Consider the following 16533-nt stretch of genomic DNA (forward strand, 5'->3'; position numbering starts at 1 on the left):
TTTTTTATGCTTTTTACCCTTTAAAATAAGTTGAATAAATACTCTAAATTAGTTATATTTCGCCTATAAAGTTTTAGCCATTCTTTTAGTCAGTTTAGCGGTAAATATTATGTTGTTATTTTTAGCGGTTGTCAGTGTTGTTTGTTCGATGTTCTTTTACTGCCAGGCATTACGTAGTGGTTTAGGTTTGAAGCGCTGGGCATGTGCAGGATTAGTTTTTGGGCCTTTTATTTGGCCAATGTTCTGTATGAAGAAACGGATGAAAATGAATAAGATGTTTGGCTTTAATACACTAATTTTAAAAGCTTAGAAGTTTTTAAAATTAATTTTTCTTTATCACTCTAGATAAAATAAGACAGCTACATTCCTTGTAGCAAACAGTGTCTTTCTTCAAACTAACCATTGATAATAGTGGCTCAATGATTATTACTTCCACCACTTACTGGCTGGCATTTCTTTAATTTCAATGCTAGCAGCAATAGGGTTTGCTTTAGTTGTTACAAATAGAGCTTTAAATAAGTTGATCATCTTGGACTCCTAGACTTTTATAGAGCCACGTAAGCGACCGATTGTATCTACATCTAACTTTTGTTCATTTACTTTCACAGATCCACGTAAACGACCGATTGTGTTTATATCTAACTTTTGATCATTTACTTTTATAGAGCCACGTAAGCGACCGATTGTATCTACATCTAACTTTTGTTCATTTACTTTTACAGAACCACGTAAACGACCAATTTCATCTATCATTAATGAATCAGACTTTATAACAGGTGCTGGCGAAGCAGACATTGCCAAAGATAAAATAAGTGAGCTAAGCATTAAAATTTCCTTAATTTTTTATTATTAATTTCATCTATGCTAAAGCACGTATTATGCCAGAAATCAAAAGCCTTGTTAAATAAGGCTTTCGTGGAGGTTTTTTAGAGGAATTTTCGTATGTCAAAAACTTGTCAGAGACTAAAGTAATTCGTTAGAATTTTATAATGCTAAATGACATTAAAATGACGTTTTCCCAAAGTTGGTCGATGCTGTGGTGATTTGATAAGAAAGTAAGTACTTTTGAAAGTCTCCTTCCGGTAAAGGTTTACTGTATAAATAACCTTGCAGTTGCTCACAGCGTAATCCAGAAAGAAAACTTAGCTGTTGATTAGTTTCAACCCCTTCAGCGACTACTTGCATACCTAAGTTATGTGCAATAGTCACTATAGTGGCAACCATATTACGACCCTGCTCTGACTCTTCAATATCATCAACAAAAGCTTTATCTATTTTTAAGGTATTAAGCGGAAACTTCTTTAAATAAGCGAGTGATGAGTAGCCCGTGCCAAAATCATCTAACGATAAGTGAATACCCATAGCTCGAATTTGCAACATAATATCAATAGCTTTTTGGGGAGAGTCCATAACAGTACCTTCCGTTATTTCTAATTCAAGGTACTTAGCCGGTAATTGACTTTCTTTGAGAATGTCAGCAATCATGCCAACCAAATTAGGCTGGGTAAATTGCACCGCTGATAAATTGACCGCTACCCGACCACTAAATAGCCCGGCATCAACCCATTTTTTAGTTGCAAAACATGACTTTCTTAAAACCACTTCGCCAATGTCAATTATTTGGCCTGTTTCTTCCGAAATAGGGATAAAAGTTATTGGGCTAATGATGCCTTTTTTAGGGGTTTCGAAACGCACTAAGGCTTCCATACCGGCCACTTTACCGGTAGAAATTTCAATCTTAGGTTGATAGAAGACTGAGAAAGAATCTTCTTTTAAACCATGGCGTATTAAGCTTTCAACTTGTAAGCGCTTAACTGCTGCCTTATTCATCGAATCACTAAAGAACTGATACTTATTACCACCATTGTTTTTAGCATGATACATGGCTGTATCTGCGTTTTTCAGTAGCTCTTGCGGTGATATACCATCTTCAGGATAAAGTACAATACCTAAGCTACTAAAAAGAACTACTTCTTGATTTCTCAGTTTCAGCGGCTGGGCAATGGTCGTTAGCACATCTTTAGCAATACTGGTGATCGTATGAATATCGTTGGTGTTTTCAATAATAATACTAAATTCGTCACCACCTAAGCGATAAACCGTATCTTGCTTTCTGCCAACAGCTTGCATTCTTTTTGCGACCTGACATAGAAGTACGTCTCCTACTTCGTGTCCCATAGAGTCATTAATCTTTTTAAAATTATCTAAATCAAAAACCAGTAGAGCATGAGGGGCTTTTTTATTAACTAGCAGAGTTTGATTAGCTTGAAAATATGAACGATTAGGCAGGCCCGTTAAGGTATCGCTATTGGCCAATTTACGCAGTTCAGCTTCGGTTTCTTTGCGTTTAGTTATATCAGAAAATACACCAACAAAATGAGAAATACTTTTATTCTCATCAAGTATCACATCGATATTAAGGTCGGTTAAATACTCTTCGCCATTATCACGTTTACTTTCGATTTCATCGTGCCAACTGCCTTTGGTTATTAAGTGCTTTTTTACATCTTTGGTGAAACTTTTTGGATATTGGGCAAACTCTAAGGTTATACCAAGCATTTCTTTACGCGTTTTTTGGGTAATACGTTGGTAAGATTTATTGACATCAACAATATTAAAAGCACGATCGTATATAACAACCGCATCAGAAATATTCTCAATACACTTGGCAAATAATTTTAAACGTTCGTCAGCTTTTTTTATTCGGCTTATATCTTTTAAAGTACCTGTCATACGGGTTGGGGTGCCTTTTTCATCGCGTTCGACTATTTTTCCGCGATCAAGTACCCATATCCATTTATCATCTTTATTTTTAACACGATAGGTCGCTTCAAAATGGTCGGTATCGTTATCGAAATGGTCGTTTATTGCATCACGAACTCGCGCGATATCATGTTCGTTAATATTTGTTTTGTCTGAGCCGACGTTACGCTTACCATCTTGTGGAAACTCTAAAATACCCCAAATATTTGAGCGATATATCTTGCCAGTGATTATATTCCAATCCCACATTTCATCGCCACTTCCCCATAGAGAAAGTTTTAAACGTTCTTCACTTTTTTGAATCTGTAAGTGAAATAAGCGTTTATGTCGCATTTGCTGAATAACATAGCCAATCAATAAAAAGCAGAGTAGCGTATAAGCTATAATTGCAGTTTTAGAAAGCCACCAAGGTGCTAATATATGAATGTTTAAATTGCTCTTCTTATTTGGAACAGCACCTAATAAATCATACACTTCAACTTCAAATATATAATCACCGGCACTTAAGTTGGTGTAAGTAGCAAAATGCTTGTTTTTACCTGTGTGTATCCATTCTTTTTCTAGCCCTATTAAGCGATACCGGTAGGAAAGTTGATTAGGAAGTTTTGAATTTGGGGATGTAAATTCAATGCTAAAAGGAGATTGTTCATGCTTGAGGGTCAGCACTTCTAAATGATTAATGTCACTATTAAGTGTAAACTCTTTATTTTTGTTACTTTTTTGAGCTGATTTTTTTACATTTATTTTTTTATTAGCAATGAGTAAATCTATAAATACTGGAGGATTTATTTGTTGCTCTATATTCATTATTTTTGATGGTGATATTTGGTGGAAACCATTAATACCGCCAAAATAAACTTTGTCATCTCCAGCCTTTAATGAGGAATTAAAAACAAATTCGTTATCAGATAAATGTAAATCCTGGCTAAAGTTATTTATTTTTTTTGTTTCAGGGGATATCACACTGATGGCTCCATCGCTAGATAACCAAGCATTTTCTTTTTCATCAATTTCAATTGAAGCTATGGAATTATTTAAAAGACCAGAACTTTCATTGAAGTATTCTGTCTCTTTTGTTTCTTTATTGTAAAGTAACAATCCTTGCTCGGAAGTCAGCCAAACCCATGCGTTGTATGATTTTATGTTCATAACATCAACCATAGCTAAGTAATCAATATTTAATAAATCATGATAAGTAATGCTGTTTTCAACAATGCCACTAGATGTTATTTTTAAACTGATCAATTGATTATTCGATGAAAAGGTCCATAAAGTATTATTACTATCAATATGTATTGATTTTATTTTATTAAGGTTATTATCTTTTATAATAAAGCGATTAAAATTTTGATTATCTAATTGATAATTTACTAATTGTCCATTTGTATCGACAAACCAAATACTATTATTGAGTAAATTAAGTGTATAGTTTGAGTCGTATAAAGATTCTTTTTGCCAGGGTTTTATTTCAGTTAGCGTATTTGTATCTTGATAAAAAACAAATAATTTATTTGATAGAGTAGTTAACCATAAGTTGTTGTTGTTATCAGCAATGAGTTGATAGATATTTTCATTTTTAAGGATGTCTTTTGTTATGACTTCTCCATAATTATTTATGTAATTCAGTCCTAACTCCTCAGAAGACAACCAAATTTTACCATCTGTTGTTTCGGAAAATGAACCTATGGGTGAGCTGTATGTGCCTGATAAATAATGAGAAAACTTCAAGCTGTCTTTTAAGAATAAATTGAGCCCTTTTCCATAAGTGCCTAACCATATGTTGCCAAATTTATCGCTATATATCGAGTTTATCCAATCTTCTGATAAACTTTTTATCTTTGAATCACTAGTATATGCATCAATTAAATTAGTTTTTAAATTTATAATATTTAAACCATCTGTTGTTCCAACCCATATGGTCGATTCATCGGCTTGAGTTATACTGCGTATAGTATTAGAAATAAGCTTATTTGTTAGATGACCCTGGTTGTACTGATTATTCAGGTTATAATTTTGATCTAATACATAAATACCTAATTCTGTAGCTAACCAATATTCACCATTAATTTCTTTTATATCGAATAGTGATTTAGCAGGAATTGTGATCTTCCATTTATTATTTTTTTCCTGCAGTGATGATGAATAATTAAGATCTTTGTTGGTTACATAAATGCCTTTATCGTAGCTACCAAACCAAAAATTATTATTAGAATCTTGAAATATGGTATATATTTGTTTTATTTCATTTTCAAGGCCATGTATTTTAATGCGTGTGAAATTATTATTAGCGGGATTATATTTTTGGATGCCACTGGTGGTTGATACCCAAATATTATCTGTTTTGTCTTGATAGATATCCCAAATCATATTATCTTTTAAGGAATCACTATTTCCTAATTGATGATAATAGTTTTCGAAGTTATCTAGCTCTGCATTAAATTTACCTAAGCCTTTTTTAGTACCAACCCAAAGAGTACCTTGATTATCAACAAAAACTTTACGAATAAAATTATTCGCAATTGAACTTTTATCTGCCGGGTTGTTTTTATAATGGACGAAGTTACTTCCATCATATCTATTGAGACCAACTTCGGTCGCTATCCAAATAAAACCATCATGGTCCTGGGTAATATCAAAAACGTTATTTTGACTTAACCCGTCTGCAGATAGTAAACGTTTAAACTTTAAGGCTGCTTGGTTTGATAAGGAAGTATTTGCCGAAATAAGACTTTCAGTAGTTGTTTCATCAGCAGTTGCGACATTAATGGTAAATGCCATTGTCAAAATCAATAAACAGAAAGCTTGGCAAAAGTTTTGTAATTTTACCGGATAAGTCTTTGGAAAAAAATTAAGCACAAATACAACCTTGGATAGAAGCTTCAATTAGGCTTATTTACACCACTCATAATATAAAATAGAAGAAAAATATTTATAATGAATTATTTGACCGTTTGAACGGTATAAATTAAGCCAGCAATTTTATTATTTTTGTTATTTATATTGCATCAAGCCACATTAAAAATCATGGCTAGAGCTAAGTCAACTTATTTACCCTTATATGAATTAGATACTCAGATAAGTTAATATCATTAGCCCTAATATTTTATCGGCAGGTTTAGTATTTTCTTTGACAATTTTTTAATTTTTTTTCAATACTTTCATTGTGCTGCAATGTTTTCTCATCATTTTCTGCAATGTTTTCTTGGTAACTTGCTAAGGTTATCCTGTCGGTATTGTTGTTAAATAAAAGTTGTTGAGTAAAGAAGCGACTAATATCATCAATCGTCAATGATAAAATAACGTTGATCAATTGTTGTTTCTCATCGAAATTCGTTTCTTTATTACAAATAGCGGCCCAAAATCGTTGGCTCTTTATTCGCAAACTAGAGTCTTTTTCTTGTAATTGACTCGCCAAACCTTGTTGAATATGTTGCCAATCTTGCTCAGATAACAGTGTTAAATTGTCCTGTGCTCTATTAATAAACTCGTTTATTTCTTTTACTAAAACAATAGCGTCAACGTGCGGTGACTGTATATAGAAAGCGATACCAGGATAACGATTAATAGGAATGAAGCCAACTCCTACCAGATAACCAAATTGTTTTTCAGTCCGCATTTCTTGAAAAAATAGGGGTGACAATATTTGGCTGGCGATCATAGTTATCGCTATTGTTGTTAAATCTTTTCCTACGAACGGGTAATACACCACGGCAGCATGATCATGTTCTGGTAAATGCAAAGGAAGGTGAATGTCACCTTGGTCTTCAATATCAAGAACAGGTACATTAACGGCATACTTATCTGAATAATGATGACTAAATGCTGCTTTTAATTGTTCACTAAATTTCAATGCATGTTCAGGTAACCAGTTGCCATGCATTAACGCCTCAATAGTTATCTCATCAAACAAGTGTTTTCTAAAGGCGACAAACTCTTCGAAAGAAGTATTTTCTAGCGCGTTAGCGAGTGAACTACTTGTTGGGTTTTTAGGTTGCATTGTTGAGCTAAGAATCGAAAATAATTGCGAAATAGATTTACTGGTTTGCGCGTTATGCCAGTGGTTAATTAATTGTTTTTTAAATAACTCAAACTTTTCTTCAATGAAATTCTCAGTGACTAGACTTATCAATAACTGTTCGAGTAACTTGTCTTGTTTAGTACTAACCCCTGATAGTTGTAGAGTAATACCACCTTGGTGCGAAAATAAATGGTAATGAATTCCAGCTAATTCAGCATCATAATGCTGTTCAATAACAGCATCGCTATACAAATCAACAAATAACCGTGTCATTGCAATATGTTTGCTGTCTTTTATCGTTAGGGGGGCATCAATACCTATGTAAATATAGCCCTTGGGGACAATAAAAGTACTGTCTTGTTTAAACCATACAGATAAACCATCAATTTTTTCAATTAATTTGGGGGTTTTATTACCCTGCTTAGCAACAGGTTGACACGGATATATTTTGGGCTCTTCGACAATATAAGGATTACTTAGCGGCAAAGAAAAATTAGCGGTTAATGCTTCATTTTCCCAAGTGTTAATTTGCAGTTGAGTTATTTTTTCAATACTGAAAGGGACTTGGTACCAAAAACTATTTTTATCAAATTCATTTTGCGCACTAATATGAATAATGCGCATATTGCTTGCTGATAAATAGCCCAACAAGACATTGATTTCTTGTTGTTGCATACCATCCATTATGTAGTCACCGTAAATATAATCTTCGGGTCCGTAATGCTGCATGTTAATAACTAACTGACAAACAGAATCTAATGGTTTTAGTTTTTCTTGGTAATTAAACGCTAAATTAGCGATTGCCTGCTTTTCTTGATAATAAAACTCATCAACAGGTTTGCTCTTCATTAAATTTAGGTAAGAAAAAATACTGCTAATGATTTCGTTAATATGCTGCTCACCTAATTCAGTAAGCGAAATACTTAAATTGAAATCTTTAAAGTTTGAACCATTTACTCCTGAACCAGCGGTTAAGCTAAGTGCCCAACGCTGTTTTTTAAGATAAGACAATATACTGCCTTTACCCTCATGACCCAGTAAATAGGTCAAAATAGATTCTGGTTTGTTACGGTAGTAGGGATCAATGCTGGGCATTGCAAAACTAACAATAAGTTGCCTGTCATTCTTCACCGGTTTTACATTAATTTTTATTTGTTGGTGTTCAGGTAAATAAAGCGGTATATCTATTATTTTGGGGCTTGAGGTTGCGGCTTTTATATCGGTAAATTTATTCTTTGCTAATTGTGATAACTCATCAAGTGACTGTGGGCCCTCTAATACAAGTGTCATTATGTTGGCACGATAATGCTGTTGAAAAAAATCACGTATTTCGGTTGTCAGATCGCTTTCTTTTCTGTCGGCTAGTGTATCAATTGAACCAACCGAGAATTTTGAAAAAGGATGGGCTTGATTAATAGTCTCTTTGTGAACATCGTATAGACGACGAATATCGTCTTTAAGTTTAAGTTTAAATTCAGCATCAACATTCTGGCGTTCTTTTTCAACAAACTCTTGTGAGAGTAACGGACTGATAAAGAATTGGCTAAAACGATCTAAAGCGAAAGTAAAATGTTGATGTTGGATATCAAAGAAAAAACAGGTGTGCTCAGTTGCTGTCCATGCATTATTACTGCCGCCATGTTGACTAATATATTTTTGATATTCACTGCCGTCTGGATAAGATTTAGTGCCTAAAAATAGCATGTGTTCTAGAAAATGGGCTAAACCTTCACGGTTGCTGGGGTCACTAAAGTGGCCAATATTTACTGCCAATGCTGCAGCTGATTTATTGGTTTGTTCGTTGTGAACTAATAGAACACGCAAGCCATTAGCTAATGTTAAGGTTTTATATTGCTTGTTGTCATTTGGGCTTTGTTTCAATATCGGCTCCGGCAAACACTGCAGCAACCTCATTTGTGACGAACACTGGAAAGGTAAGCGTTTGTTTCTAAGATTATTTTAATTATCTAGTTAAATTACCTGAAGCACCAACTAGAGTCTATTGTATTCTTAATTTATCTATTAATTATCTATACTATAGACCGAAATAAGCGCTAAAATGCCATCGATTTGAAAAAATGATGTTATTTGGAAAATTTATGCGAATATTTGTAATGCGACATGGTCAAGCTCAAGCAATGGCTCCTTCTGATAAAGGTCGTGAATTAACTGCCGTTGGTCAACGTGAAGCTGAAGTGATGGCAAAGAAATTGGTCCATCAAAAAGAGCACTTTGATGCTATTTTTGTTAGCCCTTATGTTCGCGCTCAACAAACCGCAAAAATTGTAAAAAACATCTTAGCAACAACAACAACTCTAACCACGCTTGAATTTATAACGCCAGAAGACTCAGCTCAACAAATGCATAATTATATTGATGTCACTTTCATCGATAATGCCCAGGCAAATGTACTTATTGTTTCACATATGCCTTTGGTCTGTTATTTAGTGGAAGAGTTTACCTGTGGTCAACATGCGCCGTTATTTGAAACCGCCTCTATTGCGGTTATTGATTATGATATAAGTACCGCGCAAGGGCGGTTAGTTTCGCATACGACACCCAACAGTCTTTAGTGCTCTGGTTAGATAATATCAGCGAAGCGATCATTAAGTTCAACTAGAACCAATAATGCGCCATTACCGCCCCACTCAAGTGGTGCTTGATGAAAAGCCATTACGTCAGGGTGCTGTACTAGCCAATGTGGGACTTTATTCTTTAGTACCTGTGAACCTAAGCCATGTACAATACAGACACACTTCGCATGTTCTTTTTTACAAGCAAACATTAGCGCGGCAATTTCTAACTTGGCTGTTTTCTGATCTAAACCATGTAAATCTAAAATTAAATCGGGTGCGTACTGACCGCGTCTTAAATTTTTAGCCTCAAAGCTGTCAACATCTTCACGCACATATTTCATCGGCCCTTGCTGATTCAGATTTGGTTCAAACTCATCAGAAAAGTAGAACTCAGCATGTTGTTTTTTCTTTGCATCTGCTTTGTTTTTTCCAAGATGTAAAGATTGATTTTGGCTTTGCTTTTTTATAGGCGCAATTTTATCTTGCACAATTGGCTTTACTTTACCAATAGCCTGCATAAATAAATCTTTCTCATCGGGTGTCAATGCGTCTTTAAATTTCATCTTGGAAACTACATTCTTACTTTAAGAGGGAAAACAATTTAAATTCTAAAAACATCTGTGGGCAATAACAAGCAAAAGGTTATAATACCGAGTAAATTAACTCAATGATCAATGTTAATGCTCTAAATATCCAAAAACAGCGTTGCTTTTAATCCCAATAGCCAGCTATTAGTCAATCAATCGTCTTGTTCTTGAAAATTTATCTTCATTTAAATTTGCACCATGAATTAATTTAATTGTTATAGTACCCCCTTATAAAACTTGTTAAATAAAGAGAGTAAATGTGAACGAAGTTGATTTTTCACCGATTAAGGATGAACTGTTTACCATAGGTGATTATCTACGGTTTGCCACCAGTGAATTTAATCAAGCCGAGCTTTTTTTTGGTCACGGTACTAATAATGCGTGGCATGAAGCTATAACTTTAGTGATGTTCGCTTTAAACTTGCCAGTAGAGTTAAATGAACAAGTGTTTAATTGTCGTTTAACATCAACTGAAAAATCAGCGGTATTGGCCTTAATTGAACGACGTATCGTCGAACAACTGCCGGCTGCATATTTAACCAATTATGCCCAATTTGTTGGCTTACCCTTTTATGTCGATGAGCGGGTTTTAGTGCCACGCTCCCCTATTGGTGAATTAATAGAGCAACACTTTTCGCCAAATTTTTCACCCGAAAATCCACCTAAACGTATTCTTGATTTATGTACGGGAAGCGGCTGTATTGCCATTGCTTGTGCGGTAGCGTTCCCTGAATCCGAGGTTGACGCGCTCGACTTATCAATTGATGCATTAAATGTTGCACAAATTAATATTGAAAATCATGGTTTAACAGAACAAGTTATTCCAATTCAATCTGACGTTTTTTCTGGGGTTGAGGGGCTAAGTTATGATTTAATCGTAACCAACCCACCTTATGTTGATCAAGAAGACGTTGACGCATTACCGCAAGAATACTTGCATGAACCTGAAATGGGCTTAGGTTCGGGTGTCGATGGCTTAGATATTGTTCGTGAAATTCTTGCTCAAGCGGCGAGTCATTTAAATGAGAACGGTGTCTTAATTTGTGAAGTAGGTAACTCTCAAATTCATGTTGAGCATGTTTATCCACAGGTGCCTTTTACGTGGTTAACCTTTAAAAATGGTGGGCATGGTGTGTTTATGTTGACTAAAGAACAGTTAACAAGCCATCAGAACAGTTTAACGCAAGCATTTGAACAAAAGTAATTTAGCTTATTTACCGTAATCGTGTATTCAAATAATAGAGAGAAGATATATTCATGTCAGGCAATACCTTTGGAAAATTATTTACCGTAACATCATTTGGTGAAAGCCATGGTTTAGGCTTAGGTGCAATTATTGATGGTTGTCCGCCAGGACTCGCCTTATCAGAAGCTGACTTACAAGATGATCTTGACCGTCGTCGTCCTGGCACTTCTCGTTATACTACGGCACGTCGTGAAGCCGATCAGGTTAAAATAATGTCGGGTGTTTTTGAAGGAAAAACCACAGGAACGCCTATTGGGCTGTTAATTGAAAATACCGATCAACGTTCAAAAGATTATGGAAATATCGCGCAGAGCTTTCGTCCAGGTCATGCCGATTATACCTATTGGCAAAAATATGGTATTCGTGACTATCGTGGCGGCGGAAGATCGTCAGCACGTGAAACCGCTATGCGAGTTGCCGCAGGCGCCGTAGCTAAAAAGTACTTAAAAGAAAAATTTAATGTTGAAATTCAGGGGTGTGTTACCCAAATAGGTGATGTTTGCGCAACTAATATTGATTGGGATATTGTAGAAAACAATCCATTTTTCTTTCCTGACGAAACGAAACTTGAAGCCTTAGACGAATTATTGCGTGGTATTATTCGTGAAAAGGATTCTATTGGCGCTAAAATTATGGTGCGAGCCACTAACGTTCCTGTTGGTTTAGGTGAACCTATCTTTGATCGAATGGACGCAGATATCGCTCATGCGCTTATGGGCATAAATGCTGTTAAAGGTGTTGAGATTGGTGATGGTTTTGCTGTCGTCAATCAAAGAGGCTCTGAGCACCGCGATGAGTTAACGCCTGAGGGTTTTGCAAGTAACCACAGTGGAGGCATTTTAGGCGGAATTTCATCGGGACAAAGTATTGTTGCAAATATTGCGATGAAACCAACTTCAAGTATTGGTGTTAGTGGTAAAACCATTGATTTAGATGGTAAAGCGACTGACTTAGTGACTAAAGGTCGCCACGACCCTTGTGTGGGTATTCGTGCGGTTCCTATTGCTGAAGCTATGTTAGCACTAACCTTGATGGATCATTTTTTACGTCATCGTGGACAAAATGCTGATGTCGTTTGTGTAACACCTGATATAGAAGCTTAAGTCGTCTTTATTATTAAATACCAAAAGTGATGACATCAGTTAAGTTCGTCAGACTGTCTTCGAGTTACTTTTGGTATTTTGCTATCTTAGGCTTGATCATTCCTTTTCTACCTGTTTTTCTTGATGCCAAAAGCTTCAGCTCAATTGAAATAGGTGAAATTTTGGCTATTATTACAGCCACTAAAATCATCGGTCCAACCTTTTGGGCTTTTGCTGCCGATAAATCAGGTAAACAATTAACCATTATTCGCAGCGGTGCCTTGTTGGCATTATTGAGTTTTTCATTACTTTTTTGGCTAAATGGTTATTGGCCTGTTGTTTTTTGTTTAGCGATTTTTAGCTTGTTCTGGACCGCTGTTTTACCTCAGCTTGAAGTGCTTACTCTTAATTCCATTAGACGTAGTGCTAAAATTTATGCGCGTATACGCTTATGGGGCAGTATCGGTTTTATTTTCTTGGCTGTGATAGCCGGGGATTTAATTGAACGGTATTCCGCAGATGCTTTTACTTATTTAGGTGTCATTGTACTGGCGGGACTATTTCTTTCAAGCATGAAACTCCACCCTGCAAAAAAGACTAAAAATCCTGTGCAGCAAATCGAAAAAATCAGCGATAAAATATTCAGTCGCTCATTTATATTCTTTTTTCTTGCTGGCCTGATGTTACAAATGAGTTTTGGTCCTTATTATGGTTTTTTTGCGCTTTACCTTCGTGAGCTCGCTTATCCGGGATTTGCGGTTGGTATCTTCATTACCATCTCGGTATTGGCTGAAATTCTTATTTTTATCTATGCGAGTATATTCTTTCGATACTTCAGACTAAAAACCTTGCTGGCCATCAGTATATTACTCACCTCGTTACGTTGGTTTATGACGGGTAGTTTTGCCGATGTCATTTGGGTACTTGTTTTAGTACAGTGCATACATGCGCTGAGTTTTGGTTTGTACCATAGTGTTTCTATCCAATTTATCCATCAACATTTTAATCACGACCAACAAAATCGTGGCCAAGCTATTTATATCGGTGGTGTTTATGGTCTAGGTGGCGCGATTGGCGCTTATATTGCTGGTATCGTTTGGCAAGGAGGGCAAGGCAGTGAACTTGCCTATAACCTAGCGGCATCTGCAGCATTTATTGGCTTTGTGTTAGTGTTATTCATGCAAGATAGGCAACAAGTTAATGTCAGTGGCTAAGACTTATCCGCGTTCTCATCCTTTTATATCTTTTTATACTCAATATATTTTTCAGCCTAGTGTTTAATCACTAGGCTGACATTCATCTTTCTAATTAATTAGCATTTATAAGAATAGGTTCTCCTAAACCTAATGCTTTTAGACGTGGTAGTTGCGATTTTGCATCACCTACCACTAAGTAAATCATTTGTTGATGGTGTAAATGTTGATTGGCTAAAGACTTGACGTTAGCCAAAGTTAAGCTTTCAACTGATTTTGCTCGTGCTAATACATAGTTTATCGGCAAGTTGTACTGGCTAATATTTTCTAACATGGTCAGTTTAGCGTTATATGTTTCGAATTTTCTCGCATTACTCTTTAAATAATAGCTTTGAGTAGTTGCTAAATCTTGGTCAGTAAAATCAGTTTGATAATTTTCTACCAGTGATTTTATTAATGCTGTAGCCTCTAATGTGACATTGGTGCGCACACCACTGCTAATGATAAACTCGCCACTTGATTTACTGCCGCTAAAACTTGAACGCACGCCGTAGGTATAACCTTTTCCTTCACGTAATTCTTGGGTGAGTTTTGAAGCGAAACTACCGCCGCCTAGAATATAATTCATCACTTGAGCACTATAGAAATCTTTATGCATAGCATTTAAGGCTGGGAAGCCAATTCTCAACTGCGATTGCTTAGCATCGGGCACATCATAAAAATATAGGGTTGATGTTGTGGGTAGCGCTGCTGGTAACATCTTAGGCAAAACAGCTTTAGTATTAAGCCAATTATTTTCTAATTTTTTAAAAGCCGTTAATACGCTTGTTTCATCGATATCGCCAACAATATGAATATCCGTTAAATTTGGCGACAGTTTTGTTTGATAAAATATTTTTAAATCAGCTAAAGTGATTTCCTCAACAGACAATAATGTCCCTAATAAGTTATTCGATAAAATATGAGTTTTACCATAAAGTAATTTATTCATTTGGTTATTAGCCAATTGGTTGGGGTTGGTTTGCTGTTGTATTATTTGACTAATAATATCTTGCTTGGTGAGAGTAAACTCTTTTTCATCCCAACGAGGTGCTAAGAGCATCTCTGTGATCAAGTCGACAGTTGCTTGATAGTTTCTTGCTAAAGTACTGGCTGATAGCTTTATTGATTCTTGAGTTGCATAAATACTAATGGTAGCGCCAAGTTTATTAATCGCTTCTTCTAGTTGTTGAGGGCTTTTATACTTGGTCCCTTTATTCATCATTTCAGCGACTAAGTTGGCGACACCGACTTTTTGTATATCATCAAATAATAAGCCACCAGCAACCGTTATCTCAAGCTGTACTAAAGGGACTTCGCTATTTTTTATCCCGTAAAAATGTAGCCCATTGCTTAACTGATTTTGCCAAACGGTAGGTACCGATAGCGTTGGGGCTTCACCATATTTAGGTTCACTCGCTCGATCGAAACTTGAAGGCGTATTTACATAACGTGATTGCTGGCCAGCATCAAAACTTTGCTCTGCATTAGCGACAATTTTTTCTTCAATAATTTGTGCTTTTATAGATTTTTCTAATGCTAAGTCTTTTTGGCCTTTTGGTACAAAACTGGTGGCAACAAAACTTTTGTCTTTAATATATTGATGATAAACACGTAAAACATCTGCTTTGTTGACGGCTAAAATATTTTTAGCTTCTTGGTTAATAAAACCAGGATCCTGAGTAAAAATATTATATTGTGCTAATTTAAAGCCCTTACCTAATACACTTGAAAGCCCACGATAGAAGGCTGTTTCTTGACCTGCCTTAATCGTAGCAAGATCTTCATCACTAAAACCTTTTTTTTCAAACTCGCTAAGTGCTTGACTAATTGCTTGGTCAATCTGGTTTAAGTCAGTGTTCTCAAAGCCTCGTACCTTTACCATTAATTGGCCAGCCAACTCTGATTGGTAGTGATACATGGTTACTCGAGAGGTTAAGGTTAATTCATCAATTAGCTTTTTATTGAGTAAGGCTTTCTTACCATCACTGAGCAATTCAACTAAAACATTTAATGCGTAACTGTCTGAGTGATATTGTGGGACTGTCGGCCAAGTTAGGCTGAGTTCTGGTAACTTAGCAAAATTATCTTCATGATAAATTCTCTTGGTTGTTGTTAGATTTGCAGCTTGCTTGGCGAGGGGCGTTATTTCATTACCCGCCTTAATCTCATCAAAATATTTATGTACCCAAGCTTTTGCTTGTGCTTCATCAAAGTCACCGGCAATAACCAAGGTAACATTATTGGGTACATACCAGCTTTTAAAGAAATCTTTAACATCTTGAAGTGTTGAGTTTTGTAAATCAGATAATGAACCAATCACTTGCCAGTTGTAAGGGTGACTCTCTGGATAAAGATTTTTATCAATAACATACTGTGTATGACCATAAGGCCGGTTGTCATAACTTTGTCTTTTTTCATTTTTAACCACTTGTTTTTCTTTGGCGAGTACTTCTTCGGTCACCGTATTGATAAAAAAACCTAGTTTGTCAGCTTCAGCCCAGATCATTTTTTCTAAAGCGTCATTGGGGACAGTTTGATAATAATTTGTTCTATCGCGGCTAGTCGAGCCGTTTGCACCTGAGCCGCCAATACGGGCACTCATTTTGTCTAATCCACCTTTACCCAGGTTTTCAGACTCGAGAAAGAGCAAATGTTCAAATAAATGAGCAAAGCCTGTTCGTCCTTGTGTTTCACGAGCGGATCCAACATGTGCCGTTAATGCAACAGCAACAACTGGGTCTGAACGGTCTATATGAAATACAACTTCTAAACCGTTAGCTAAGACGAACTTGCTATATTCAATATTTATAGCGCTATCAACCACATTAGTCTGATCAGATTGTTGGCTGATTGTTACTGAGTTAATTGATTTTTCTGCTGTATTAAAGCCAGTGTTCGCAAGAACGGTTAATAATGAAAAGCTTAGCGCTGCCCACTTCATGAGTGAAACCTTATTTTAATGATTAATAATATTGCTGATATTGTGCCTTTTATTTATCCAAACACCAATAAAAGTAACGATATAA

General features: G+C 35.8%; 10 protein-coding genes. 5 read left to right on the forward strand and 5 right to left on the reverse strand.

Annotation, left to right across the window (positions count from 1 at the left end):
* Nucleotides 1–109 precede the first annotated feature (109 nt).
* A complete protein-coding gene (locus H4J76_RS08715) occupies nucleotides 110–310 on the forward strand; it encodes a hypothetical protein (RefSeq protein ID WP_182215051.1) in 201 nt (66 codons plus the stop codon).
* Between the two features lie 227 nt (nucleotides 311–537).
* Here the strand turns inward: H4J76_RS08715 and H4J76_RS08720 are convergent, their stop codons facing one another.
* From H4J76_RS08720 to H4J76_RS08730, 3 genes are all read right to left on the reverse strand, one after another.
* Nucleotides 538–825, reverse strand: a complete 288-nt coding sequence (locus tag H4J76_RS08720) for a hypothetical protein (protein WP_182230449.1) — start codon at nucleotides 823–825, stop codon at nucleotides 538–540.
* Between the two features lie 177 nt (nucleotides 826–1002).
* A complete protein-coding gene (locus tag H4J76_RS08725; protein WP_182230450.1) occupies nucleotides 1003–5619 on the reverse strand; it encodes an EAL domain-containing protein in 4617 nt (1538 codons plus the stop codon).
* A gap of 259 nt (nucleotides 5620–5878) precedes the next feature.
* Nucleotides 5879–8662 carry an insulinase family protein gene (locus H4J76_RS08730; protein WP_182230451.1) on the reverse strand — a complete coding sequence of 928 codons (2784 nt, stop codon included), beginning with the start codon at nucleotides 8660–8662 and terminating at the stop codon, nucleotides 5879–5881.
* Nucleotides 8663–8880: 218 nt separating this feature from the next.
* Between H4J76_RS08730 and sixA the strand changes: the two genes are divergently transcribed.
* Nucleotides 8881–9354: a phosphohistidine phosphatase SixA gene (gene sixA, locus H4J76_RS08735; RefSeq protein ID WP_182230452.1), complete on the forward strand. Its 474-nt coding sequence runs from the start codon at nucleotides 8881–8883 to the stop codon at nucleotides 9352–9354.
* Between the two features lie 8 nt (nucleotides 9355–9362).
* Here sixA and smrB read toward each other — a convergent pair whose 3' ends face one another.
* A complete protein-coding gene (gene smrB / locus H4J76_RS08740) occupies nucleotides 9363–9920 on the reverse strand; it encodes an endonuclease SmrB (RefSeq protein ID WP_182215041.1) in 558 nt (185 codons plus the stop codon).
* Between the two features lie 283 nt (nucleotides 9921–10203).
* Between smrB and prmB the strand changes: the two genes are divergently transcribed.
* From prmB to H4J76_RS08755, 3 genes are read left to right on the forward strand one after another with little or no spacing between them, the layout of a single operon-like run.
* Complete coding sequence (prmB, locus tag H4J76_RS08745; protein ID WP_182230453.1) at nucleotides 10204–11148, forward strand: 50S ribosomal protein L3 N(5)-glutamine methyltransferase; 945 nt, start codon at nucleotides 10204–10206, stop codon at nucleotides 11146–11148.
* A gap of 53 nt (nucleotides 11149–11201) precedes the next feature.
* Nucleotides 11202–12293: a chorismate synthase gene (aroC, locus tag H4J76_RS08750; RefSeq protein ID WP_070376082.1), complete on the forward strand. Its 1092-nt coding sequence runs from the start codon at nucleotides 11202–11204 to the stop codon at nucleotides 12291–12293.
* 29 nt (nucleotides 12294–12322) lie between these two features.
* A complete protein-coding gene (locus H4J76_RS08755) occupies nucleotides 12323–13486 on the forward strand; it encodes an MFS transporter (RefSeq protein ID WP_182222082.1) in 1164 nt (387 codons plus the stop codon).
* Between the two features lie 94 nt (nucleotides 13487–13580).
* Here the strand turns inward: H4J76_RS08755 and H4J76_RS08760 are convergent, their stop codons facing one another.
* A complete protein-coding gene (locus tag H4J76_RS08760) occupies nucleotides 13581–16448 on the reverse strand; it encodes a pitrilysin family protein (protein ID WP_182230454.1) in 2868 nt (955 codons plus the stop codon).
* Nucleotides 16449–16533 lie beyond the last annotated feature (85 nt).

This window comes from Colwellia sp. BRX9-1 (assembly GCF_014077195.1).
In the GTDB taxonomy this organism is placed as follows: domain Bacteria; phylum Pseudomonadota; class Gammaproteobacteria; order Enterobacterales; family Alteromonadaceae; genus Colwellia_A.

What these genes read in the sequence shown, in the direction of transcription:
- smrB (WP_182215041.1), bottom strand. Translation starts at nt 9,920, where the DNA reads ATGAAATTTAAAGACGCATTGACACCCGATGAGAAAGATTTATTTATG.
- aroC (WP_070376082.1), top strand. Translation starts at nt 11,202, where the DNA reads ATGTCAGGCAATACCTTTGGAAAATTATTTACCGTAACATCATTTGGT.
- H4J76_RS08755 (WP_182222082.1), top strand. Translation starts at nt 12,323, where the DNA reads ATGACATCAGTTAAGTTCGTCAGACTGTCTTCGAGTTACTTTTGGTAT.
- H4J76_RS08715 (WP_182215051.1), top strand. Translation starts at nt 110, where the DNA reads ATGTTGTTATTTTTAGCGGTTGTCAGTGTTGTTTGTTCGATGTTCTTT.
- H4J76_RS08720 (WP_182230449.1), bottom strand. Translation starts at nt 825, where the DNA reads ATGCTTAGCTCACTTATTTTATCTTTGGCAATGTCTGCTTCGCCAGCA.
- H4J76_RS08760 (WP_182230454.1), bottom strand. Translation starts at nt 16,448, where the DNA reads ATGAAGTGGGCAGCGCTAAGCTTTTCATTATTAACCGTTCTTGCGAAC.
- sixA (WP_182230452.1), top strand. Translation starts at nt 8,881, where the DNA reads ATGCGAATATTTGTAATGCGACATGGTCAAGCTCAAGCAATGGCTCCT.